The sequence below is a fragment of the Nonomuraea zeae genome, from assembly GCF_005889725.1.
Taxonomy (GTDB): Bacteria; Actinomycetota; Actinomycetes; order Streptosporangiales; family Streptosporangiaceae; genus Nonomuraea; species Nonomuraea zeae.
Map to the genome: position 1 here is coordinate 1 of NZ_VCKX01000191.1, position 24,095 is coordinate 24,095.

The window sequence follows — 24,095 nt, forward strand, 5'->3', positions numbered from 1 at the left end:
CGCCCACGCCGCCCGCGCCGCCCGCCCAGGAGGCCCCGGCCTGCTCGCCGGCCGCACCGTCTCCCGCATCGGCTACGGCGCGATGCAACTGCGCGAGGACGGCGACCGCGCCGCGGCCGTGGCGATCCTGCGGCACGCGGTCGAGCTCGGCGTGGACCACATCGACACGGCCCAGTTCTACGGCGACGGCTTCGTCAACGACGTCATCCGTGAGGCGCTCCGCCCCGACGACGATGTCCTCGTCGTCAGCAAGGTCGGGGCCGCCGCCAACCCCGGCGGGCCGATCCCGCTCCGTCTCGCGCAGCGGCCCGAAGAGCTGCGGGCCGGCGTCGAGGACAACCTCACGAGCCTCGGCCTCGACCAGATCCCGCTGGTGAACCTGCGCCGCCCCGACGCCGGGCCCGGCCTGCGCGCCGAGGGGGACCAGGTCGTCGATCTCGACGACCAGCTCGCCGTCATGATCGAGATGCGCGACGAGGGCAAGATCGGCGCGATCGGGCTCAGCAGCGTGACCCTGGACGGCCTGCGCAGAGGGCTCCCGGCAGGAATCGTCTGCGTACAGAACGCCTACAGCCTCGTGGCACGCGACGACGAGGCCCTCCTCGATCTCTGCGCCGCCGAGAACATCGCCTGGGTGCCGTTCTTCCCGCTCGGAGGCGCCTTCCCCGGCCTGCCGAAGGTGACCGCCGAGCCGGCCGTCGTGGCCGCGGCGCGGTCCCTGGGCAGCACCCCCTCGCAGGTCGGCCTCGCCTGGCTGCTCCAGCACGCCCCGAACGTCCACCTCATCCCGGGCACCGCGAACACCGAGCACCTTCACGAGAACCTCGCCGCGGGAGCGATCGTGTTCGACGACGCGACGCTCGCCGAGCTGGACGCCGTACCGACGCGACCGGGAGACATCGAGCTCGGGTGACCCGGTGTGGGGAGCGAGAGCGGTTTGACCTTCAAGCTGCTTGAGGCCCCACAATCGCCTGCATGGACGACAACGACGGGTTGATGAGCATCGGCGCCTTCGCCCGCCGGGTGGGGCTGGCTCCGAGCGCCCTGCGGTTCTACGACGACTGCGACGTGCTGCGTCCCGCCTCCGTGGATGACGCGACCGGCTACCGCTACTACTCCCCCGGCCAGGAAGCCCGCGCGGTCCTGGTGCGGCGGCTGCGTGAGGCCGGGATGCCGCTCACCGACGCCACCGTGGTCCTCGACGGCACCCGCGCGGAAGCCCGCGCCGTGCTTGAAGCGCATGCCAGAAGGGCCCGGGAGGCGGCGGAGTCGGCCCAGTCGGCGATCGAGGAGGTCCTGCGCGACCTGCCGGGCGGTGCGCGCCGAGCCACGGCGCGGCTCGGCGGAGCGGAGCTGGCCAGCGCCGTACGCCAGGTCGCCCCGGCGGTGGCGACCGGTCCCGCGCGGGAGGAGTTCCCGGCGCTCGGTTGCGTCCTGATCGAACTCGACCGCCAGGAGGTCCGGCTCGTGGCCACGGACCGCTACCGTCTGGCGGTCCGCGCGCTACGGCCCTCCTCCGCCGAGGGCGACCCGTGTCGTCTCCTGGTCGGCGTCTCGGAGCTGGCGGACCTCGCGTCCTGGGCCCTACGCGAACCGGACATCAGCATCGAGGTGGACCAGCAGGGCGGGCGGCTGCACGGCGCCGGCGCCACCCGTGACCTGCCGGCCGTGGACGCGACGTTCCCGGACTACCGGATGGTCCTGGACGGCCTGCCTGCCACTCGGCACCGGATCATCGCCGACCGGGCCGCCCTTCGCGCGGCCACCGCCGCCGCCGGGCACGACGGGCCGCTCACCCTGCGGACCGACGAGCAGCAGCTCACCCTGGTCTCGCGCGGCGCGCCCACCGCCACGCCGGCCGCGGTCTGCACGGGGCCGCCGGTGCGCATCGCCTTCGATCCGGGCGTCCTGCTCCAGGCGCTCGATTCGGGCGTCGGCCCCGACGTGCTGCTGGAGATCTCGTCGCCGATCGAGCCCGTGGTCGTCCGATCCGCCGACCAGGGCAGCTTCACCTCTCTCGTCATGCCGGTCCACGACACCCCGGCCGACGAGTGACGCGTCACCCACCCATCGAGAGAGAGCGACACCATGGACCCCAGCACTCCCGTCGTCAGGCTGTGCGCCCAGGGCATGCAGGCCGAGGCCGAAGGCCGGGACACCGATGCCGGCAGCCTCTTCCGGCAGGCATGGGAGAGCGCCGGCGATGACTACGAGGCGTGCGTCGCCGCCCACTACCTCGCACGGCACCAGTCCACACCCCAGCAGACCTTGCACTGGAACCAGGAGTGCCTGAACCGCGCGGATCTGGTCGGCGACGACCGGGTCAAGGGCTTCTACGCCTCACTGCACCTGAACATGGCCAAGGCGTACGGAGATCTCGACGAGCCCGAGAAGGCACGCGAGCACTTCGAACTGGCCGCCACCCGCATCGACGACGTGCCACCCGGGCAGTACGCCGACTGGGCCCGGGTGGCGATCGCCGAGGGACTGCGATCCACCGGGGCGGCCCGGCCACGGGTCGCCGACGACCTCCTGACGGCTCTGTTCACCAAGTTCCGCGAACGCGGCGACCTCAAGGCCCTGGGCCTGACGCTGCCCGCCTACCTCACGGATCTCGGGACGGAGGCCGATCAGGTACGGCTCACCACGGCCCTGCACATGCTCCACGCCGCCCGATGGCTACCGGCGGACGAACAGCACCTGCTCAGCACGGCCATCAGCAAGCTGACCAGCACCGCCCCGACCACCTGACCCGTCCCCCCGGCCACCACCCGGCCAAGAGCTCTCAGCCGCCCGAACCGGCGACGGCTCACCTCCGCCGACGGAAAGCCTCGCCCGGTCGGCGGAAACCCCTCGCCCAGCCGGTGGAAAGCCCTCGCCCAGCCGGCAGAAAAGCCCCGCTCAGCCAGCGAAAGGAACTTGCTCAGCGGGTGGAAAGGCCCGCTCCAGAGCGTCGAACGCGGCGCCGACGGCAGTGATGGGCTCGTCCAGCACCTCGGCGGCCGTCTCCCCTGCACCAGCATCTACGCCAACGGGCCCACCCCGGACGGATCCTCACCGTGGAGTGCGACGGACCTCCGGAGGAGCGCACCACCCCGGTCACCGCGGAAGAGCTACAGGCCGGCCTGCGCACCGTCTCCAGAGTGAACGTCACGATCACCGGGATACGGACCGCCACCCGCTTCACCGACAGCGCCCGCCAGGTCACCGACTACCGCCTCGGCCGGGTGCTGCTGGCCGGCGACGCGGTACACGTGCACTCGCCCTTCCGGTACGACCTCCCGGGCGACCACCCGCTGATCGGCCGCAGCGCCCCCGCCCTGGAGCCGGCCGACGGCACCCGCCTCGGTGACCACCTGCACGAGGGGCGGGGCCTGCTGCTGGATCTCGGGCTCGGCCTGGCCGAGGACCCGCGCGTACCGGGTGCTGGCGGCCAAGCCGATGGACGCCCGCGACTTCGAGGGCCTGCTGGTCCGGCCCGACGGCATCGTCGCCTGGGCGGGCGACACCCCTGAAGTGGCGCTGGAGGAAGCCCTGACCACCTGGTCCTGACCTCGGGGCCCGATCACCACGGGCGTGACGTCCGCGCCGCAAGCCTGGCACGTGTTCGACGACCATCGAAGACTGTTAAAGTCGTTCCATGCACATCGAACACCGGCGTGGTGTCGTGGCGCTCGCGCTGGTCGCGGCCTTCATGGTCTTCGTCGACGGCACGATCGTGACGCTCACGCTCCCGCAGCTGGCCTCGCATCTGCACGCGTCACAACCGGAGCTGGAGTGGGCCGTCAACGCCTACACGCTCTCCTTCGCGGCGGTGATGCTGGGCGCCGGAGCGTTCACCGACACCCTCGGAGCGAAGCGCGCCTTCGTCACCGGCCTGCTCGTGTTCACGGCGTCCTCCGCCGTCTGCGCGGTGGCCGGGTCCATGCTGCTGCTCAACCTCGCGCGGCTGGCGCAGGGTGCGGGCTCGGCCCTGCTGCTGCCCAGCGCCCTGGTCCTGGCCACGGCGACAGCAAGCGACGACCGTGCCCGGCACCGGCTGGTGGGTTGGTGGGCCGCGGCCGGGGGCGTGGGCATGGCAGCCGGGCCGCTGCTCGGCGGCGCGCTCGTCTCGCTGGCGGACTGGCGGGCCGTCTTCGCGGTCAACAGGGTGATCGGCATCCCGGCCGTCGTCTGGAGCCTCCGCTCGATGCCCGCGGTGCCGCGTAAGGACCGTCGCCTCGATGTCGCCGGCATGGGCACGGCGACTCTGCTGATCGGGGGCCTGGTGTTCGCGATCATCGAAGCCCCGGCCCAGGGCTGGACCAGCCCCGCGGTCCTCACCGCGGCGGGGCTGGCCGTCGCCGGGGCCGCCGGTTTCGTCGCGGCCGAACGCTCGGCACGAGCGCCCCTGCTTCCGGTGGGGATCTATGCCGACCGCGGGTTCGTCAGCGCCGCCGCTCAAGGGGCGCTGTTCAACTTCGCGTTCTATGGGCTGCTGTTCGCGCTGAGCTTGATGCTCCAGCAAGGCCGCGGGCTCAGCGCGCTGGCCAGCGGGCTGCTGTTCCTTCCGCTGACCGGGCTGATCTCGGTCGGCAGCCTGTGCGCGGCACCGCTGGCGCAACGCCTCGGCCGTCGCGCCGTCCTCGCGATCGGCCAGGCGACCCTGGCCGTCACGCTCCTCGCCGTCGCGTGGGCCGGCACTTCATCCGCGCTCTGGCCCCTGGTCATCGCGCTGATGCCGGCCGGGTTCAGCGCGGGCCTGCTGGTGCCGACGATGACCTCGCAGTCCATCACCGCCGTCGCGCCGGCGCTGCACGGTGCGGCGTCGGCCGCGTTCAACACCTCCCGCCAGCTCGGCGCCGCCATCGGCATCGCCACCTTCGGCCCGCTCCTCGGGACGACCCGCGACCTGAGGACCGGGTTCATCGTCTGCGTCGTCGGCGCCGCCGCCGCGACCGTAGTCGCGCTCGTCCTCACCGCCCTGGTACGGCCCGCCCCTGCGACCAAGCCCCGGGCCACCGAGCCCGTCCTGGGGTGACGCCCACCGTTTCCGCTGCTCAGAGGCGCCGGTCGGCGGCAGGTATCAGGAGCGGAGCGGCAAACCGACAGACCTCCTCAGCCGCGTCGAACTCCCCGGTGTCCGGCTCACCCCCTCCAGCGGACTGGCCCCCTTCAGCGGGTACGCGCCCTCCAGCGGGTACGCGTGAGCCCGGCCAAGTGTGGCCGCCGCCGATGATCGTCCAGGCCGCGACCCGGGTGCCGCCGACGCCGCCGTCGACCGTCAGCCGGCTGGACGACTCGGTGTCCAGCGTGCGGCCCGGGCCCGGCGGGCACCGGTCGATCGCCCGCCAGTGCTCCGCCGTCTCCTGGAGCGACAGCGTACGGCCGCGCAGCTCGCCGTTCGGGCCCCGGCGGCGGGAGTAGCCACCCTCGATCGGCGTGAGCCGGTCGGCCGTACCGTGCATGAGCAGCGCCGAAATGGCATACTCCGGACGCACCTCCCGCAACGCGGCCGGCAGCCCTCCCGCGACGGCCGCCAGCACGGCCACCTGATCGCCGGCCGCCAGCGCCAGCCGGTGGGCCATGAAGGCGCCGTTGGAAACGCCCGCCACCATGGTCCGGTCGAGCCAGGTGCCGTGCCGACTGGCCACGTGGTCGATCAGTGCACGCAGAAAGGCGACGTCGTCCACCCCGGCCGCCTCGGCGGTGGTGACACCACGGCCGTCCGCCCAGCACCCGCCGTGACCGTCGGGGTAGGCGATCACCCACCCCCGGGCGTCCGCCTGGTCGTCGAAGGTGGTCCACTCACGCATCATCCGGCTGCCGGCCCCCTCCTCGGGATGGTTGCCGTGCAGCACCACGACCAGCGGCCTCGGCCCTCCGTCCTGTGCCGCCCGGGGCAGCCGGATCGTGAAGCCGCGCACCCGCCCGCCCACCGTCAGCTCACCGGGCACCACGGGGCTTTCGCTCGCCATGCGCCCACTCTGCCACTCGCCGAAACCCCACCGAGCCGCCCTGGCTCCCAGCGCATGCGTTCGGCGAGGTGGCTCGAAGTGGATCACTCCGGCGAGCCCCTTCGAGGCTCACCAGGGTAAACCCCTTCGAGGCTTATCGAAACGAGGGCTCTCCGGGACTTGCCGGAGGCGAAGCCCTCCAGGACCTGGCGAAGGCGCGGCCCCTCACGAGCTGGTGGGGACGAGGCCCCCAGCACCTGGCGAAGGCACGGCCCTCAACACCTGCCGGAGACGAGACCCCTCACGACCTGGCGGAGGCGCGACACCACAGCACCTGACAGAGGCGCGACCCCTCACGATCTGGCGGCCGGGCGGCCCCTCATAGCCTGCCGGACGCGCACCCCTCACAGCCTGCCCTAGGGGTCAGGACGGGTGCCGGGGCGGGGCCATTGGGGTGAGGCCGAGTGTGGCGAGTGTGGCCGCGCCCCGTTCGGCGTGGTCGCCGCCGGCCAGCACCAGCGACCGCGCCGACTGGTAGCGGCAGCCGGCGGCGTCGAACGCGTCCGCCGTGGCGAGCAGCCGCTCCCGGTCCCCGTCGAGCAGCGCCTCGGCCCGCTCCACCATGGCGCTGGCCACCGGGTTGCCGGCCACGACGGCCCGGGCGGCGGCCAGGCGGTCCTTGGCCCCGGTATGGTCCCCGGCGAGCACGGTGGCCTCCGCGCGCAGCGCCACGTACCAGTGGAGCCAGATCCAGGTGACCCACTTCCACACCTCGCCAGGCTCGGGCGCCAACCGCTCCAGCGCCTGTCGCGCGCGCCCGTGGTGGAGCAGGCCCAGCGCGTCGAAGACCGCCCCGTAGCCGTAGATGAGCCCCGGTGGGCTGCCGAGCTGGTCAAGGACCGCCTGCCATTCGCGCCGGGCGGCGCGGTCGTCGCGCAGGCCGTGGATCATCGCCACACCGGCCACCGCCGGCCCGAGGCCCGACCTGGAGCTGCCGCCCCGCTGCCACGCTTCGAGGAAGCGCACGCTCCCGGTGAGCACCTCCTCGACGTTGCCCGCCAGCACGTCGGCCACCAGCAGCCAGGTCGTGGCCCGATCGCCCGCCTCCGCCAGCAGCGGATGATCAACGAGTCGCCGTGCCCACCGCCGCCCGCCCGTCAGGTCCCCCGCGCCGAGGCCGGCCTGCGCGGCCTGGGCGAGCGCGTCGATCAGCTCGTGGTTGCCGGCCGGCGTGTCCGGCGTGGACCCGAGCAGCGCGATCCGGCGCCGCGCCGTGGCCGCGGCGGCGAACGTGTCACCGGCCCAGCTCTGAGCCCCGGTGAGCGCGTCGAGCGCGGCGGACTCGGCGAGCGGATCGCCCGTGCGGTCCGCGAGCTCGACCGCACGGGAGGCCCGCGCGACCGTCTCCGGCACGGCGTTGCCGGACGGGCCCTGGGCGGCGCCGAACGCGTCGGCGAGCACGCCGGCCTCGGCCAGCGCCACCGCGGCCAGGGCGGCCGGGTCGTCGCCGGCCAGCTCCTGTGCCTCGGTGATGAGCGCGACCACCTCCTCCCGCGGCGGGATGCGGACGAACCTGCTCCAGAACCGGTACGTGCCGGTGGCCGCGGCTGCCAGGTCGCAGGCGGCGCCGGCGGCGTCCCCCGCACGGCGGGCAGCGGACGCCGCCGCGCGGTGGAGGCGGTACATGTCGTCACCGCGCATCCGGCATCCCGCCACGCCCGCGGCGTGCCGGAACAGCGAGGCCGTGGCGGCGGGGTCGTCGGCGAGCGTGGCCGCCTGCTCGTAGCGCTGCTGGGACTCGCCGGTCAGGTTGCGGGTGAAGGTCAGCTCCGCCAGGCGCCGGGCGAGACGGTACGCGTCCGCGCGCTGCTCCGGCTGGTCGGCCGCCCACGCCAGGGCCGCGCGGAGGTCGTCGGCCACCAGGTCGAACCGGGCCCGCCAGTCCTCCCCCACCACCGCCAGCTCGGCGGCCTTGGCCAGGCACCAGCGAAGGTGCCGGGATCGGGCGCCGGCCAGCTCACCGGTCTCGGCGAGCCGCTCCATCCCGTACTGGCGGATGGTCTCCAGCGCCCGGTACTCGGTCCCGCTCGCGGACGCCGTCACCGCGAGCAGACTCTGCTCCGCGAGCCGGGCCAGCCCCTCGGCGACCAAGCCCTCGTCCGCCCCGGCCACCGCCGTACCGTCTCCGGGCCTGGTCACCGCCGCGCCATCCCCAGACCCGGCCACCGCCGCGCCGCCTACAGACCCGACCACCTGCGCCGCCGCCGCGGCGGTGAACGGTGCCACGAACACCGACACCCGGCGCAGCAGCGCCCGGTCGTCCGGCTCCAGCAAGGCGTGGCTCCAGTCCAGCGCCGCCCGCACCGAGCGGTGCCGCTCGTCGGCCCGCGAGCCACCGGTCAGCATCCGGAGCGGGTGGGACAGGGCCGTGGTGAGACCGTCCATCCCGAGCGTGGGATACCGGGCGGCGGCCAGCTCGATCGCCAGCGCCACACCGTCCAGTCGCGCGCACACCGAGGCGATCTGGTCGCGCAGTGCCGGATCCGGCGGCCGGCCCACCGCCGCCGCCCGGTCCATGAACAGCGCGACCGCGTCCGACTCGCCCTCGCCCTCGCCCTCGCCCTCGCCGGCCAGCGAGAGCGACGGGACCGGGTAGACCCGTTCGAACGGCACCATCAGCCGGGCCCGGCTGGTCGCCAGCACCGTCAGCCGGGGGCATGTCGCGAGCAGCCGTTCGAGGAAGGGCGCCACCCCGTCACGTACCTGCTCGCAGTTGTCCAGCACCAGCAAGGCGTGCCGGTCGGCCAGCGCGGCCACCACCGACTCGTCCATGCCGCGGCCGGGCTGCTCGCCGAGGCCGAGCGCCCTGGCGACCGCGGTCGCGACCATGCCCGGGTCGGTGATCGGGACCAGATCGACGAACCACACCCCGTCGGCGTACTCGCCGGCGGCTTGCGCGGCCACCGCCGACGCGAGCCGGGTCTTGCCGACCCCGCCGGGGCCGACCGCGGTCACCTGCCGGTGTGTCTTGATCAGCTCGGCCAGCTCGGCCCGCTCGCTCACCCGGCCGACGAACGAGGTCAGCGGGGCCGGCAGGACCGCTGCCGGGTGGGACCGCCCGGCGCGGGCCGGCTCCCCGGCGCGATGGGCGAGCGCCCGCCGATCCGGCACCTCCAGCTTGCGCAGCAGCGAGGAGACGTGACTCTCCACCGTCCGCACCGAGATGAACAGCCGCGCCCCGATCTCGGCGTTGCTGAGATGCTCCCCGACGAGCTCCAGCACCTCGGCTTCCCGAGCCGAGATCTCCGCCGTGTCCGCCATGGCCTCATTCTCATGCACCTCACCGCGTTTCGCCTCCGTGCCGGGTTCCGTGGTGCTTTCCGTGGCCGGCACTGATGCGGCCATTGGGGCCGTCCGGCGATGCTCAATCCACTGGCAGATCGGTTACAGGTGACGGAGCACGCAGGATGAATCAACCACGGTCCGCTACACGATCCTGGGTCGGACCCTATGGACGGCTGCTGAGCCACCCGGTGCTGCGCCGGGTCCTGCCCGGGATGCTGGTCTCCGCCCTGGGCGACGGCATGAGCGTGGTCGCGGTGGCCTGGCTCGCGGTCCAGATCTCGCCGTCCGGCCAGGCGGGCGTCTGGACCGGGCTGGCGGTTGCGGCGTACGCGCTGCCGGCCCCGCTCGGCGCGGCCCTGCTCGCCCGGCTGATGCGGCGGCTGCGCGCCGCGCGGCTGGTGGCGGCGGACGCCACGCTGAGGGCGGTCGGGCTGGGCTCGGTCGCGCTGCTGGCAGTGGCGGGGCTGCTGGACCCGGTCGTGTACGTGGCGCTGCTGGCGCTCTCCTCGCTGTTGCACGCGTGGGGAAGCGCCGGGGCGTACACGCTCATCGCCGAGCTGCTGCCGGAGGAGGATCGGGTGACCGGCAACGCGCTGCTGTCCACGTTCACCCAGGCGGCGTACGTGGTCGGCCCGGCCCTGGCCGGCGGGCTGACCGCCCTGATCGGGCCGGGATGGGTCATCGGGGTGGACGCGGCGAGCTTCGCGGTCCTGGCGGCGGCCGGCTGGTCGATCTCCACCCGCCCGGCCGCCGCCGGCGAAACAGTCGCCGCCGGCAGGGTGGCCACCCTCGGCGGGGAGTCTGCCGAGAGCAGGGAGTCTGCCGAGAGCGGAGAGTCTGCCGAGAGCGGAGAGTCTGCCGACGGCGGGGTGGTGCCCGAGGCCGGTGCCTGGCGCACCATTCTCGACCGGCCGCGCCTGCTCGGGTTGATCCTGGTCACCTGCGCGTTCTTCTTCCTCTACGGCCCGGTCGAGGTGGCCCTGCCGGTCCATGTCGCGCACGAGCTGCACGGCTCGCCCGATCTGCTGGGGCTGTACTGGACCGTGTTCGGCATCGGGGCGACGGCCGGCGGCCTCGCCGGGGCGGCGCTGCTCCGGAATCGGCCGCCCTGGCGGGTGGTGGTGGGCATCATCATCGGCTGGGGCGCCGCCCTGCTGCCACTCGGGCTGACCGACGCCGTCGCGCCCGGACTGGCCGGGCTCGCGGTCGGCGGCCTGATCTACGGCCCGTTCACCGCCATCTGCACGGCGCTGTTCCAGCGCAGCACTCCCCCGCAGGCGCTGAGCCGCGTGCTCGCCGCCCGCAGCGCGCTGACCATTCCATCGACCGCGCTGGGCACGCTGCTGGGCGGCCCGGTCGTCACCGCGATGGGCGGCCGGCCCACCCTGCTGATCTCCGCCCTGCTCACGATCGCACTGGGCGTGTCGGTCGCAGCCGTCCTGTGGCACGCCCGGCGCGGGCGGCGCGTCTCATGACCGCGTTCGGGATCGTCCCTCCAGCAGGGCGGCGAAACCGTCGAGATGGCGGGCCAGGCTGTACTCGAAGAGCCCGTCCAGGTCCGACACCGTCTGCCCGGCGACGGTGGCCAGCAGCGGAAATCGTCCGCCGGCGAGGAGCTCGCCGGCCCGGTCGCGCTGCGCCAGCCACCATCGGGTGAGCGTCACCCCGGTCTCCTGCTCCGCCTCGGCCTCCTCGGCCATGGTCAGGGCAACGGTGACGACCAGCCCGTGCAGCGTGAGCGCCTCTTGGATGCACGTCTCCATGGGCAGCCCGAGCCCGTCGAGTGCCCGCAGGGTCCACTCGGTGTGGGCCATCATGTTGGGCACGAGCAACGGGCGCGTGAAGGAGACGGCCCTGGCCAGCCAGAGGTGCCGCCGCGACAGCTCCCACTGCTCGCGGGAGATCAGCTCCAGCTTGGCCCGCCACCCGTCCGGCCCGGGGGTGGGCAGCTCCGGTTCACCGAAGACCTCGTCGACCATCTGCGTCACCAGCTCGTCCTTGGTGGCCACGTGCCGGTACAGCGACATCGGCCCGGCGCCGAGCTCGGCCGCGAGCCGCCGCATGGACACGGCGTCGAGCCCCTCGGCGTCGGCGATCGCGATGGCGGCGCGGAGAACGTGGTCGCGGCTCAGCGCCTGCCTCGGGCCGCCGGCCCGCTGGGGCCTCGGGGCCGTGGCCGGGCCAAGCGGCCGCGACCGGCCGGCGGTGCGAGCGCTGACCACCGTGCCGGCGCCGACCCGCGCTTCGACCAGCCCCTCGTCGCGGAGCGCGGCCATCACCCTGGTCGCGGTCGCGACCGCGACGCCCCATCGCTGGGCGACCTGCCGGATGGACGGCATCCGATCGCCGGGCCGCAGGTCTCCGTCCAGGATCCGGGCGCGGAGCTCCGCGACGATCCTCCGGTACGGCGGCTCGTCCGGCATGACCCCTCCGATAAGTGTACTAGTTCAATTTCCCCAACATTAGTACACTTTATCAGCCTAAACAGCGCGACAAACCCGCCTAAACGCCCGCGCCAAATACGATGTACGCATGACATTAGATACGCCGTACGCAACAAAGGCCGAGAGTCGCGCGAGCTCGCACCGGCCATTGATGATCATGGTGGCCGCGATGTCCGCGCTCGTCCTCGTCGCGGGCTTCGGCCTCCTCGCCGACGGCCGCGAGCTCATGCACCAGTCGATCTGGGCGAAGCCGCTGAAGTTCGGGGTGTCGTTCGTCATCTACGCCGCCACCCTCGCCTGGCTGCTGCCGAAGCTGCGCCGGGCGCGGCGCACGATGTGGACCCTCGGAACGGCGTTCGCCGTCACCGGGCTGATCGACGTCGGCTTCATCGTCGTGCAGGCCGCCCGCGGCACCTACAGCCATTTCAACGTCAACACCGACACGTTCAATCAGATCGGGCAAGTGATCTTCTCCACGGGCGTGGTCGGGCTGTTCGGGGCGAGCCTGCTCATCGCCGTCATGCTGCTGTTCCAGCGGGTCGGCGACACGGCGCTCACCTGGGCCCTTCGTGCCGGGATCGGGCTGTCCGTCGCCGGCATGGCGCTGGCGTCCTTCATCCGCGGGTGGGCCACGACCGGGCCCCGGACGGTCGAGGACGCCTACGGAAACCCGGTCTCGCTGGTGGGGCAGCACGGGGTGGGGGCGCCGGACGGCTACGGCATGCCGGTCACGAACTGGAGCACCGTGGGCGGCGACCTGCGCGTCCCGCACTTCGTCGGCCTGCACTCCATCCAGGTGTTCGTGCTCGCGGCGCTGGTTCTCACCGCCCTCGCGGCCCGGGTGCCCTGGCTGCGCCGCGAACGCGTGCGCGCTCAGCTGATCGGGATCGTCATCCTGGGTTACACCGCGCTGTTCGCCCTCACGACGTGGCAGGCGATGCGCGGTCAGTCGCTGGTCCACCCCGACGCCGCCACGTGGATCGTGCTCGCGGCGACGGCCGTCGGCACCCTGCTGGCGGCGGCCCTGGCCATCTCGGCGGCCCGCCGACGGCAGGCCGTACCGTGATCGGGTGGTTCACGACGGCGGCGCGGATCGATAGCTTGGGCGGATGAGCTGGTTGCCGGACCGGGACGCCCTGCGCGGCCGGGTCGCCGTGGTCGCCGGGGCCACCAGAGGAGCCGGGCGCGGCATCGCCGCGGCCCTCGGCGAGGCCGGCGCCACCGTCATCTGCACGGGCCGGAGCACCGCCACGGGCAACAGCGCGTCCGACTACGACCGCCCGGAGACGATCGAGGAGACCGCCGGCCTCGTCACGAGCCTCGGCGGCACCGGCATCCCGATCCGGACCGATCACCTGCGCTCCGACGAGGTCCGGCACCTGGCCGACCGCATCCGCGGCGAGCACGGCCACATCGACGTGCTGGTCAACAACGTCTGGGGCGCCGAAGTCCTCAAGGGCGGCCCGGCCGACTGGAACACCCCGATCTGGGAGCACGATCTCGACGCGGGCCTTCGGATCCTGCGACTGGGCGTCACCACTCACCTGATCACCTCCCACCACCTCCTCCCGCTGCTCATCGACCGGCCCGGCGGCCTGCTCGTCGAGGTGACCGACGGCACCGCCGCCTACAACGCCGGCCACTACCGGATCTCGGTGTTCTACGACCTGGCCAAGGTCGCCGTGAACCGCCTGGCCTTCTCCCAGGGCCACGAGCTGAGCCCCCACGACGCCACGGCGGTCGCGATCACCCCTGGCTGGCTGCGTTCGGAGATGATGCTCGACAACTACGGGGTGACCGAGGACGACTGGCGCGAGGCCCTGCGGCCCGGCGGGGACGGCGCGCCGCCGGGATTCGCCTCCTCCGAGTCGCCCCGCTACGTCGGACGCGCCGTCGCGGCGCTGGCCGCGGATCCTGATCGGCGGAGGTGGAACCAGCAGTCGGTCACCTCGGCCCGGCTGGCACGCGAGTACGGGTTCACCGACATCGACGGCAGCCGGCCCGACAGCTGGGCCGACCTGGACTGACCGCTCAAGGGCGCGGGGCGGGTCCCGCTCTCAGCGGCCGCCGGCCGAGGTGAACGCCGCGGCGTGGTCGCGGACGAAGTCGGCGAGGTCGCGCGGAGGGCGGCCGAGCAGGCCGGCGACCGTGCCGGTGGTGAAGTCCCCCCAACCGGAGACGTACGCCCGCGCGTACTCCTCCAGCATGTCGACGATCCATCGCGGGACCCCGTAGCCGAGCAGGGTCTTGCTCCTGGCGCCGTCGCCGACCGGCAGGTAGGTGACCGAGCGGCCGAGAGCGCGCCCCAACTGGCCCGCGACCTCGTCGAACGTCAGCGAGCGCGGCCCGGTCATGGTGTAGGTCTCGCCGTGGTGGCGATCAGGGTCGTCGAGGAGCACGCGGGCGGCGCACTCGGCGATGTCGCGTACGTCGATCATGCCGATCCGGGCCGAGGCCATGTTCAGCGAGAACGTGCCGGTGGCGGCGATGTCGCCCGCCTCGTTCAGCAGGTTCTGCATGAACCAGTGCGGGCGCAGGATCGTCCAGCGCAGGCCGCACTGCTCGATCTCCCGGTCGGACAGCGCGTGCAGCCGGCCGCTGCGGTTCGGCGCGTCGTGTGCCGCTCCGACGACGGACAGGCGCACGATGCGCTCCACCCCGGCCTGGCGGGCCGCCCACACGGCGTTCATGCTGTGCTCCGGGGCGCGCGGGCCGTTCGGGGTGAGCAGCCACACGTCCTGCACGCCCTCGAAGGCGGGCGGCAGCGACCGGGCGTCGTCGAGGTCGCCGACGAAGACCTCGGCGCGCAGGCCGTCCGCCCCGGACCCGTCGCGGACGAGGGCGCGGACGCGCACATCGGCCCCTTCCAGCGCGTTCAGCACTGCGGTGGACACCGTTCCGGTGGCTCCGGTGATCAGCACGGTACGTGACACGGTCATTCTCCTTCGGTAGTGGCGGGGATGCGGCCCAGGTCGCGGGCCGAGGTGTTCGAGGACTTGCCCGCGGCCCGGCCGGTGGTGACGCGCTCCAGGCCCCAGAGGACGAGGGTCCCGGCCGAGAGCGTGGCGCCCAGGACGCACACGCCGCTCCAGCCGCCGAGCGCCCAGACCGCCGAGGCCAGCGCGGATCCCGCCGCGCCGCCGACGAACAGGGCGGTCATGAAGGCGGAGTTGATCCGGTTGCGGGCCTCCGGCCGCAGCGCGTAGAGGACGTTCTGGCTGCTGTTGAGCACCGCCTGATGGGCCAGGTCCAGCACGATGACGCCGACGAGCAGCCAGATCAGCGAGCGCGCTCCCGCCGCGAGCGCCAGCCAGGACGCCGTCAGCAGGACGGTTCCCGCGCCGGTCACGATCTGGACGAAGCCGCGATCGGCCAGTCGCCCCGCCACCATGGCGGTCAGCGCACCCACGGCTCCGGCCAGCCCGAACAGGCCGATGGCCGACTCCGACCACTCGTACGGCGACCCGGCCAGCAGGAAGGTCAACGCCGTCCACAACACGCTGAACGAGGCGAGGCTCAACGCGGCGATGCCCGACCGCCACCGCAGCAACGGCTCGTACCGGAACATCGCCACCGTCGAGCGCAGCAAGCCGAGGTAGGAGCGGCGTTCGCCGTCCCCGCCGAGCCGGGGCAGGCAGACCCGCAGCAGCACGGCCATCAGCACCATCAGGAGCGCGTTCACCCAGTAGACCGTCCGCCACCCACCCAGCTCCGACAGCGCACCGGACGCGGTGCGTGCCAGCAGCAGGCCGAGCATCAGCCCGGTCATCACCGTGCCGACCACCCGGCCGCGCTCGGCCGGGGCCGCCAGCGTCGCCGCGAACGGCACGACGACCTGCGCTCCCACCGAGGTCAGCGCGGTCAGGGCGGTGCCGGCCAGGAGCACCGTGCCGTTGACGGCGGTGGCCGACACCAGCAGGAACACCGCGGTCGCCGCGTAGAGGCACATGGCCAGCCGCCGGCGCTCCACCAGGTCGCCGAGCGGCACCAGCAGGATCAGCCCCAGCGCGTACCCGCCCTGCGCGGCCGTCACCACCAGCGCCGCCGCCGACGGCCCGACCCCCAGCTCCCGGCCGATCAGGTCGAGCAACGGCTGCGCGAAGTAGTTGCCCGCCACGGCCAGCCCGGTCGCCACCGACATGAGCAGGAGCAGCCCGCGCGACAGGCCGCCCTCTGCGTGAGGTCTCATCGCTGTCATGTGCTCAGCCTGGGTGACAGCCCATCAATGAGTCCAACGCATGTTTGTCATCGGATCGATCGTGCATCACGATTGATCCATGGAGCTCCAGCAGATGCGCTACGTCGTCGCCGTCGCGGAGACGAGCAACTTCACCCGCGCCGCCGAGCAGTGCCTGGTCGTCCAGTCCGCGCTGAGCCACCAGATCGCCCGGCTCGAACGCGAGCTGGGCGCCAGGCTGTTCGACCGCACCAGCCGCCGCGTCCGGCTGACCCCCGCGGGCGAGGCGTTCCTCCCCGCGGCCCGCCAGGCTCTCGACGCCGCCGAGCGAGCCCGTGCAGAGGTGTCGGCCGCGGCCGGCGAGATCCGCGGCCGGCTCGCCATCGGCGCCATCCCCACCGTCGCGGCGATCGATCTGCCGGCCGCGCTGAAACAGTTCCACCAGCGGCATCGGCAGGTGCGGATCAGCCTGCGCTCGGGCGCGAGCGAGGAGCTGACCGAACGGGTCCGGCAGGGCACCCTGGACGTCGCCTTCCTGGGGCTGCCGGTGGGCGCGCGCCCCAAGGGCGTCCGGGGCCGCGAGCTGGCGCGCGGCGACCTCGTCGCCATGGTCGCGCCCGATCATCCACTGGCCGGCAAGGGCCGCGTGGACCTGCGCGAGCTGTCGGACGAGCCGTTCGTGGACTTCCCGCCGGGCACCGCCGCGCGGGCCCAGACGGACGAGGCGTTCGCGGCGGCCGGAGTCCGGCGCGAGGTCGCCTTCGAGGTGACGACCGTGGACTTCATCGCCCGCCTGATCCGGCAGGGCCTGGGCATCGGGCTGCTGCCCGCCGCCTTCGTGCCCGAGCTCCCCGACCTGCCCGTGCTCCGGCTGCGCGACGCGCCCGCCCGCGTGGAGCACCTGATCTGGAGCCGCTTCGCACCGTCCCCCGTCGCCGCGGCGTTCCTGGCCGCCCTCGGCGTCTCAGCCGCGGACTCCCCCGGATCGCCGGACTCGTGACTCCGCGCGGGCCCCGGCCTCAGCCGGTGTCCGCTCCCCGCCCATCCGGGGTACTGGCCTTACCTCCTTCACCAGCGCGGACTTGCATACCCTGGGGTCATGGGCCAGATCGACCACCGCGCCGAGGTCCGCGAGTTCCTCAGCTCGCGGCGGGCGCGCCTCACCCCGGAGCAGGCGGGGCTGCCCGTCTACGGCGGCAACCGCCGCGTCAAGGGACTGCGGCGGGAGGAGGTGGCGATGCTCGCGGGCGTCTCCATCGACTACTACGTCCGCATGGAGCGGGGGAACCTCGCCGGCGCCTCCGACAGCGTGCTGGACGCCCTGGCCCGCGCCCTGCAGCTGGACGAGGCCGAGCGGGAGCACCTGTTCACCCTGGCCAGGGCCGCCGGGCCGGCGCCACGACGGCGCCGCACGCCGCCGGCCAGCGTGCGGCCGACGATCCAGCAGGTGCTCGACGCCATCACCGACGCGCCTGCCTGGGTGCGCAACGGCCGCCACGACATCGTCGCCATGAACCGGCTCGCCCGCGCCCTCTACACCCCCGTCCTCGCCGACCCCCGCCGCCCGGCGAACACCACCCGGTTCGTCTACCTCGATCCGGCCGCCCGCGAGTTCTTCGTCGACTGGGACCGGATCGCCGGCGACGCCGCCGCCATGCTCCGGCTCGAAGCCGGCCGCAACCCGCACGACCGCGCGCTGATCGAGCTGGTCGGCGAGCTCTCGACGCAGAGCGAGATCTTCCGGCAGCGCTGGGCCTCCCACGACGTGCAGTTCCACCGCAGCGGCCGGAAACGGCTGTGCCACCCCGTCGTCGGCCGGCTCGACCTGGACTTCGAGTCGATGGAGCTGCCGTCGGAGCCCGGCCTGTTCCTCAACGTCTACACCGCGGCCCCTGGCAGCCCCGCCGCCGACGGCCTCAAGATGCTCGCCAGCTGGGCGGCGACCCAGGACCTCGCCGAGGCGGAGCAACCGGCCCCCGACCAGGGCTGACCCCGCGTCACCGGCCGGCCGGGTCCGCTGGGGGGTTCTGCCATTACCTGTAACGGCAGGCCCTGCCGCCCGGCCCCGCATGCGCGTTTGATGGAGATGAGCAGGAAGAACGCGCCGATGCCCGTCCCCTGGCGGCGGCAGGGCGGATCTGATTTACCTGCTGCGGGCCTGGCCCAGGCGCGCCGATCGATCGGCCGCGGGCGGGCCCGGGATCGAACACGAGACACGGAGACTCTGATGCGAGCAACCTTCATGTACGGTGCCGGCGACGTGCGCGTGGAGAACGCGCCCGATCCGGCGATCCAGCAGCCCACCGACGCGATCGTACGCATCGTGCGCTCGTGCGTCTGCGGCAGCGACCTGCATCCTTACCACTCCCTGCCGGCTTCGGAGCAGGGCACGCCGATGGGGCACGAGTTCCTCGGCGTCGTCGAGGAACTCGGCTCACAGGTGTCCGGGCTCAAGCGTGGCGATCTGGTGGTGTCGCCGTTCGCCTACTCCGACAACACGTGCGACTTCTGCCGCGAGGGCCTGCACACCTCCTGCCTCAACGGCGGTTTCTGGGCCCGCGGCGACGTCGGGGGCGCCCAGGCGGAGGCGATCCGCGTGCCGCAGGCGCAGGGCACGCTGGTCAGGCTGCCCGTCGGGGAGGACTCGGCGCTGCTGCCGTCGCTGCTGACCCTGGCCGACGTGTACGGCACCGGCCACCACGCCGCCAGGCAGGCCCGCGTGAACGCGCGTACCACGGTGGCGGTCATCGGGGACGGCGCGGTCGGGCTGATGGCGGTGCTGTCGGCCAGGCGGCTCGGCGCGGAGCGGATCATCCTGATGGGCCGCCACGACGAGCGCACCAAGCTCGGCATCGACTTCGGCGCCACCGACGTCGTCCCCGAGCGCGGCGCCGAAGGCATCGACAAGGTGCGGGAGCTGACCCGCGGGCAGGGCGTCCACGCGGTGCTGGAGGCCGTCGGCTACCTGGACGCCTACGAGACGGCGGCCGGGATCGTCCGCCCCGGCGGCGTGATCAGCCGGGTCGGCGTGCCGCAGTACGAGGACGCCCCGGTCGGCTTCGGCAGCCTGTTCGGCCCCAACATCACGCTGACCGGCGGCCCCGCCCCGGTGCGCGCCTACATCGACGAGCTCCTGCCCGGCGTGCTGGACGGCACGGTCGAGCCGGGCCGCGTGTTCGACCGCGCCGTCGGCCTGGAGCGGGTGCCCGACGGCTACCGCGCCATGGACGACCGGACCGCGCTGAAAGTCCTCATCCAGCCCTGACCCAGCCCTCGCCCCCGCGGACGCGAGCACGGAGCTCCGCGCCGCCGGGGGCGCCGCCCCTCAGTCCCGAACAAGGAGCACCCATGCCCATCAGTGACGCGGCCCGCCGCACCCACGAAGAGCTCTTTCCCGGGCACGTCTCCACGCTCGCGCGGACCGATCCCGAGCTCGTCGAGTGCTTCGACAACTTCGCCTTCGACGAGGTCCTGCGCCACGGGAGCCTGGATGCCCGGACCCGGCTCATGGTCCAGCTCGCCGCCCTGATCGCCTGCCAGGCGGTGGGCGAGTACCGGGTCTTCGACTTCCTGCACGCCACCAACGACGTGCTGGCCGAGCGCGGCGTCGAGCTGCCGCTGCCCGGCCAGTCCACCACCACCCCCGAGACCCGGTACGAGCAGGGCCTCGCGGTGCAGAAGCGGATCGCCGGCGACGAGCGGGTCGAGGCGCTGTACGCCTCCGCGCCCGAGGACGAGCAGCACATCCAGCGCTACCTGTCGGCCAACTGCTTCGGCGACCATCTCACCCGCGACGGCCTCGACGTGCCGACGCGCGAGCTGCTGACCTTCGCCGTGCTCGTCGCGCTCGGCGGCTGCGATCCCCAGGTCAAGGGGCACGTCGCGGCCAATCTCAACGTCGGCAACGACCGCGCCCGGCTGATCGGGGTGCTGACCCAGCTCATCCCGTTCATCGGCTATCCGCGCACGCTCAACGGCCTGCGCGCGCTCGACGAGGTGAGCCCGGCTCGGTGAATTTACCGCTGACAGGCGTGCCGCTCACCGGGCCTCGACCGGCCGCGGGTAGGTCCGACGACGACTCTCGACGATGGGAAGGCTCATGCGCGCGACCTTGATCTACGGCGCCGGCGACGTACGCGTGGAGGACGTGCCCGACCCGGTGCTGCGGGAACCCACCGACGCACTCGTACGCGTGCTGCGCTCGTGCGTGTGCGGCAGCGACCTGTGGCCGTACAAGTCCCGCCCGGCCACCGAGCAGGGCGACCGGATCGGGCACGAGTTTCTCGGCGTCGTGGAGGACCTCGGCTCGGAGGTGTCCGGGCTGCGGCGCGGCGACGTCGTGGTGGCGCCGTTCGTCTGGGCGGACAACACCTGCGACTTCTGCCGTGAGGGCCTGCAGACCTCCTGCCGGCACGGCGGCCAGTGGGGCGCCGAAGGGGTGGACGGCGGCCAGGGCGAGGCGGTCCGCGTCCCGCAGGCACAGGGCACGCTGGTCAAGCTGCCCGTGGGCGAGCACTCGTCCCTGCTGGCGTCCCTGCTCACCCTGTCGGACGTCTTCCCTACGGGGCACCACTGCGCGGTCACCGCCGAAGTCGGCCCCGGCACGTCGGTGACGGTGATCGGTGACGGCGCGGTCGGGCTGATGGCGGTGCTGGCCGCGCACAGGCTAGGCGCCGACCGGATCATCCTCATGGGCCGGCACAAGGTGCGTACCGACCTGGGCCGCGACTTCGGCGCCACCGACATCGTCCCCGAACGCGACCAGGAAGGCATCGACCGCGTACGGGAGCTCACCGGCGGCGACGGCACCCGCGCCGTGCTGGAGTGCGTCGGCACCGAGCAGGCCGTCCGGACCGCGTTCGCCGTGGTCCGCGACGGCGGCACCGTCAGCCGGGTCGGCGCGCCCCAGTACGAGCAGGTGCCGATGGGTTTCGGGGAGTTCATGCGCAACCTCACCCTCACCGGCGGCGTCGCCCCGGCCCGCGCCTACATCGAGGAGCTGCTGCCGGAGGTCCTGGACGGCACCTTGGAGCCCGGCCGGGTCTTCGACCGCACCGTGGGGCTGGACCAGGTGCCCGACGGCTACCGCGCGATGAACGACCGCACCGCGCTGAAAGTCCTCATCCAACCCTGACACTCACCCCCGAAAGGTGATCATGAAGCACACCACACTGCGGGATCTCGACGTCTCGCGCATCGGGCTCGGCACGATGGGCATGTCCTTCGGCTACACCGGCGCCGGCAGCGACGACGCCGAGTCCGTCCGCACCATCCACCGGGCGCTGGAGCTGGGCGTAACCTTCCTCGACACCGCCGAGATCTACGGCCCGTACCTCAACGAGGAGCTCGTCGCCCGCGCCCTGCGGGGCCGCCGCGAGCAGGTCGTCGTGGCGACCAAGTTCGGCATGATCTCGCACGCGAAGGGCGGCCCAGGACACCTCGACAGCAGCCCGGCCAACCTCCGCACCGCCGTCGAAGGCTCGCTCAAGCGCCTGGGCACCGACTACATCGACCTGTACTACCAGCACCGCGTCGACCCGGACACCCCCATCGAGGACACCGTCGGCGCCCTGGCCGAGCTGGTGCGGCAGGGCAAGATCCGCCACATCGGCCTGTCCGAGGCCGGGCCGGAGACCATCCGCCGCGCCCACGCCGTGCATCCGGTCACCGCCGTGCAGTCGGAGTACTCCACCGAAGCCGGCCGCACCCCGGCGCAGGTCGCGCTGGCCTGGCTGCTGGCCAAGGGCGAGCACATCGCCCCCATCCCCGGCACCAAGCGGGTCTCGCGCGTGGAGGAGAACGTCGCCGCCGACGACGTCGAGCTGACCGCCGAGCAGATCGCCAAGCTCGACAACCTGCCCCCGGCCGCCGGCGAGCACCACAACGAGGAGCAGATGCAGATGATCGAGCGCTGAGGCCGGCGGGGGCGGCGAGCCGCGCCGGCCCGCCGCCCCTCGCAAAGCCGAAAACTTTCGCGTCACCAGGCATTGATGAAGAGAACTTTCGGAGTTATCTTCATGATCAACCCGCTTCCCTCCACCCCCCGTTCACGAGGTGAGCATGCCCATGACCGGAAGACCGGTTCGGCCGACGGCCCTCAGATCCGCCACCCTTGCCCTGTCAGTCGCCCTCGCGGCGGCGCTGTTCCCCCAGGCCGCCTCCGCAGGCGCCACCGAGACCCTGGCCACCTCCCACAAGAGCCCGTTCAACTGCGGAAAGACCTTCTACGCCAACAACTGGACGCCTGATCACAGCCCGTCGGGCTCCATCGACTGGCAGGACTACGGCGGCGATGACATCGACGGTGAAACCGTGCGGGCCACCGCCTCGGGCACCGCGTACTTCTACAACGCGGGAGACACGAGCTACGGCCAGTGGGTGGAGGTCCGGCACGGTGACGGCACCAGAACCCGCTACGCCCACCTCGCGACCATGGTGAAGGCGGCCGGCGGCTCGTTGAGCGTCGGGCAGGGCACCGTCATCGGCACGGTCGGCTCCACGGGCGGCTCCAACGCGCCGCACCTGCACTACGAGCAGCGGACCTCCACCGGAGCGGTGGACACCAGCCCCACGGTGGACGGCGTGACCGTCTCCCTGGGCCAGAAGAAGGCCGTGACCAGCACCAACTCCTGCGGCAGCAACCCCTACACGGCCGAAGAGGTCTGCGGCAGCGGTTACGGGGTCATCGACTCGGCGGCCCTCACCGGCGGTCGCGCCTACCTGCTCTACAACTCGGGCAACGGCAACAACTGCGTCGTGACGCTGAAGACGTCGAACGTCGGCACGGCGTCGTCGATGTCGGCCTTCCTCGAACCGCAGGGCTCGAGCAGGACGACGAACTCAGGCAGCTTCGGCTACTACGCCGGGCCGGTCATCCGATCCGCGGCCGGGCAATGCGTCAAGTGGGGCGGCTCCGTCGGGAGCAGCTCGTACACCAGCCCCTTCGAACACTGCGGCTAGCAAGAAGAGCCGAGCCCCCGCCCCCGCGCCGCTGACGGCGCGGGGGCGGGGGCGGGTCGCGTGCGGCGGCTCGATGACTCAATGAGGAAGGGCCGCCCCGTCTCCCGACAAGAAGCGGCCCTCACAACCCCGCCTCCCAGGCGGTCAGCTACACCGGCGACGGCGGTCTCTCACTCGCCGCCTGAGGCGGAGCAGCAGCACGGATGCGGGTTCGCCACCCACGTTGAACGCGTCCGAGCGTTCCGTGCGCAGCTCAGCTCACGTCCTCCGGCCACCACCAGTCACCGTCGTCGTGCTTGTCCGGCTCGATGGGCTCGGGCTTGACCGGCTCGGGCTTGACCGGGGTGGGCTTGACCGGGTTGGGCCTGACGACCTCGTGGTGCCGGTCGAAGCGCTTCTTGTTGTGCGAGTCGTTGCGGTTGTGGACGAAGACGTCGATGTTCGGGGGACGCCAGTGCGGGTTACGCAGGATCGGCTTCTCCCTCGGGACGTACCTAGGCTTCGTGACGTGGTGGACCTGCTCCGGCGGGCCCCCGGCCTGGACGGTGGAGAAGCCCGCGCTCGCGTAGGCCACCCCCAGACCCAGGGGAAGGAACATGACACTGGCGACCGCGCCGGTCATGGCTAGTGCCGCGAGCCGGCCACGGCGAATCTGAGTATTCACGTGCTCTCGTTTCCGTTCATGGATGTGTCGGCCAGAATCCGGCGCCCACGCTTTCTGTGGGGCACCCAGACGGAAGCAGACGTACCCATACCGATACTCTCAGTTACCTCCCTAAACCCAAACAACCCGTCAAAACCCGCATGTCCCATTAACAACAGGGTGCACAGCAGTGCCGACGGATCTCCGGCCGCCCGTCATGGCTCCAGGGCCGGGCGTTTTATCCGGTACGTGACGTTCCGTACTTATTTGATCTACAAAGCAACTCTTGTAGAGTGATCTTGCAAAAGTTACGCTTTGCCCGTTTGGTCAGTGCTCCAGAGCCGCACGAGTCAGAACCCTGCCGGGTGGGGTGGAGCGACGTCTGACACTCCTTGCGGGTGTCCTCTCGTTGTGGTTCGGAGTGTGACGGCGTATGCGCCGGAGTTTGTGCTGGGTTGATTCACCCGCGTTCCGCAGCTAATCCGTGATCCAGGGCATGTTCGGGTCTGAACCCGCAGGTCAGCGCGTTCTGGCCTGGTGGAAACGGTGGAAAGCCCTAGTGACACGACTTCGCTGATAACCCCGTCACG

The 24,095-nt window shown here is 72.5% G+C and carries 22 protein-coding genes; 16 read left to right on the forward strand and 6 right to left on the reverse strand.

What is annotated here, in order from left to right:
• The 6 genes from ETD85_RS41750 to ETD85_RS41770 all read left to right on the forward strand — a co-directional run.
• The coding region (locus ETD85_RS41750; protein ID WP_240779767.1) for an aldo/keto reductase at window positions 1–913 on the forward strand (913 nt) is incomplete at its 5' end.
• 62 nt (window positions 914–975) lie between these two features.
• Complete coding sequence (locus ETD85_RS41755) at window positions 976–2,055, forward strand: DNA polymerase III subunit beta family protein (RefSeq protein WP_138695369.1); 1,080 nt, start codon at window positions 976–978, stop codon at window positions 2,053–2,055.
• A 33-nt stretch (window positions 2,056–2,088) separates the two neighbouring features.
• Window positions 2,089–2,751 (forward strand): hypothetical protein, encoded by a 663-nt coding sequence (locus ETD85_RS41760; RefSeq protein WP_138695370.1) that lies wholly within the window; start codon window positions 2,089–2,091, stop codon window positions 2,749–2,751.
• A gap of 308 nt (window positions 2,752–3,059) precedes the next feature.
• Complete coding sequence (locus tag ETD85_RS41765; RefSeq protein ID WP_206059190.1) at window positions 3,060–3,515, forward strand: FAD-dependent monooxygenase; 456 nt, start codon at window positions 3,060–3,062, stop codon at window positions 3,513–3,515.
• Complete coding sequence (locus tag ETD85_RS67670; RefSeq protein WP_379507314.1) at window positions 3,487–3,552, forward strand: hypothetical protein; 66 nt, start codon at window positions 3,487–3,489, stop codon at window positions 3,550–3,552. The genes ETD85_RS41765 and ETD85_RS67670 overlap by 29 nt, the downstream gene beginning before the upstream one ends.
• 88 nt (window positions 3,553–3,640) lie before the next feature.
• Window positions 3,641–5,020, forward strand: a complete 1,380-nt coding sequence (locus tag ETD85_RS41770) for an MFS transporter (protein WP_138695371.1) — start codon at window positions 3,641–3,643, stop codon at window positions 5,018–5,020.
• Between the two features lie 19 nt (window positions 5,021–5,039).
• On the opposite strand, the gene ETD85_RS41775 is transcribed toward ETD85_RS41770, so the two are convergent.
• Entirely contained in the window at window positions 5,040–5,957 is a 918-nt protein-coding gene (locus ETD85_RS41775) for a CE1 family esterase (protein WP_138695372.1), read from the reverse strand.
• Window positions 5,958–6,359: 402 nt separating this feature from the next.
• The gene (locus tag ETD85_RS41780; RefSeq protein ID WP_138695373.1) at window positions 6,360–9,257 is read right to left on the reverse strand and encodes an ATP-binding protein; all 2,898 of its coding nucleotides are present in this window, start codon (window positions 9,255–9,257) and stop codon (window positions 6,360–6,362) included.
• 146 nt (window positions 9,258–9,403) lie between these two features.
• Between ETD85_RS41780 and ETD85_RS41785 the strand changes: the two genes are divergently transcribed.
• Window positions 9,404–10,756, forward strand: a complete 1,353-nt coding sequence (locus ETD85_RS41785) for an MFS transporter (protein ID WP_138695374.1) — start codon at window positions 9,404–9,406, stop codon at window positions 10,754–10,756.
• Here the strand turns inward: ETD85_RS41785 and ETD85_RS41790 are convergent.
• Window positions 10,751–11,704, reverse strand: a complete 954-nt coding sequence (locus tag ETD85_RS41790) for a TetR/AcrR family transcriptional regulator C-terminal domain-containing protein (RefSeq protein WP_138695375.1) — start codon at window positions 11,702–11,704, stop codon at window positions 10,751–10,753. The genes ETD85_RS41785 and ETD85_RS41790 overlap by 6 nt on opposite strands.
• A gap of 190 nt (window positions 11,705–11,894) precedes the next feature.
• Between ETD85_RS41790 and ETD85_RS41795 the strand changes: the two genes are divergently transcribed.
• Together ETD85_RS41795 and ETD85_RS41800 are read left to right on the forward strand one after the other, a co-directional pair.
• Entirely contained in the window at window positions 11,895–12,791 is an 897-nt protein-coding gene (locus tag ETD85_RS41795) for a hypothetical protein (RefSeq protein ID WP_206059191.1), read from the forward strand.
• Between the two features lie 43 nt (window positions 12,792–12,834).
• On the forward strand, window positions 12,835–13,752 hold the full coding sequence (locus tag ETD85_RS41800) for an SDR family oxidoreductase (protein ID WP_138695377.1): 918 nt from the start codon (window positions 12,835–12,837) through the stop codon (window positions 13,750–13,752).
• A gap of 30 nt (window positions 13,753–13,782) precedes the next feature.
• Here ETD85_RS41800 and ETD85_RS41805 read toward each other — a convergent pair whose 3' ends face one another.
• Window positions 13,783–14,658, reverse strand: coding sequence for an NmrA family NAD(P)-binding protein (locus ETD85_RS41805; RefSeq protein ID WP_138695378.1), 876 nt, complete (start codon window positions 14,656–14,658; stop codon window positions 13,783–13,785).
• A gap of 2 nt (window positions 14,659–14,660) precedes the next feature.
• Window positions 14,661–15,914 carry an MFS transporter gene (locus ETD85_RS41810; protein ID WP_240779768.1) on the reverse strand — a complete coding sequence of 418 codons (1,254 nt, stop codon included), beginning with the start codon at window positions 15,912–15,914 and terminating at the stop codon, window positions 14,661–14,663.
• A gap of 88 nt (window positions 15,915–16,002) precedes the next feature.
• Between ETD85_RS41810 and ETD85_RS41815 the strand changes: the two genes are divergently transcribed.
• The 7 genes from ETD85_RS41815 (at window position 16,003) to ETD85_RS41845 (ending at window position 22,862) form a co-directional block, all read left to right on the forward strand.
• Window positions 16,003–16,902 (forward strand): LysR family transcriptional regulator, encoded by a 900-nt coding sequence (locus tag ETD85_RS41815; RefSeq protein WP_138695379.1) that lies wholly within the window; start codon window positions 16,003–16,005, stop codon window positions 16,900–16,902.
• Between the two features lie 108 nt (window positions 16,903–17,010).
• Window positions 17,011–17,892, forward strand: a complete 882-nt coding sequence (locus ETD85_RS41820) for a helix-turn-helix transcriptional regulator (RefSeq protein WP_206059194.1) — start codon at window positions 17,011–17,013, stop codon at window positions 17,890–17,892.
• A gap of 237 nt (window positions 17,893–18,129) precedes the next feature.
• The gene (locus ETD85_RS41825; RefSeq protein WP_138695381.1) at window positions 18,130–19,167 is read left to right on the forward strand and encodes an alcohol dehydrogenase catalytic domain-containing protein; all 1,038 of its coding nucleotides are present in this window, start codon (window positions 18,130–18,132) and stop codon (window positions 19,165–19,167) included.
• An 83-nt stretch (window positions 19,168–19,250) separates the two neighbouring features.
• The gene (locus tag ETD85_RS41830) at window positions 19,251–19,916 is read left to right on the forward strand and encodes a carboxymuconolactone decarboxylase family protein (protein WP_138695382.1); all 666 of its coding nucleotides are present in this window, start codon (window positions 19,251–19,253) and stop codon (window positions 19,914–19,916) included.
• Between the two features lie 85 nt (window positions 19,917–20,001).
• On the forward strand, window positions 20,002–21,036 hold the full coding sequence (locus tag ETD85_RS41835; RefSeq protein WP_138695383.1) for a zinc-binding dehydrogenase: 1,035 nt from the start codon (window positions 20,002–20,004) through the stop codon (window positions 21,034–21,036).
• A 22-nt stretch (window positions 21,037–21,058) separates the two neighbouring features.
• The gene (locus ETD85_RS41840; protein WP_138695384.1) at window positions 21,059–21,817 is read left to right on the forward strand and encodes an aldo/keto reductase; all 759 of its coding nucleotides are present in this window, start codon (window positions 21,059–21,061) and stop codon (window positions 21,815–21,817) included.
• A gap of 151 nt (window positions 21,818–21,968) precedes the next feature.
• Window positions 21,969–22,862, forward strand: a complete 894-nt coding sequence (locus ETD85_RS41845) for a M23 family metallopeptidase (RefSeq protein ID WP_138695385.1) — start codon at window positions 21,969–21,971, stop codon at window positions 22,860–22,862.
• Window positions 22,863–23,115: 253 nt separating this feature from the next.
• Here the strand turns inward: ETD85_RS41845 and ETD85_RS41850 are convergent, their stop codons facing one another.
• Window positions 23,116–23,526: a hypothetical protein gene (locus tag ETD85_RS41850; RefSeq protein WP_138695386.1), complete on the reverse strand. Its 411-nt coding sequence runs from the start codon at window positions 23,524–23,526 to the stop codon at window positions 23,116–23,118.
• Window positions 23,527–24,095 lie beyond the last annotated feature (569 nt).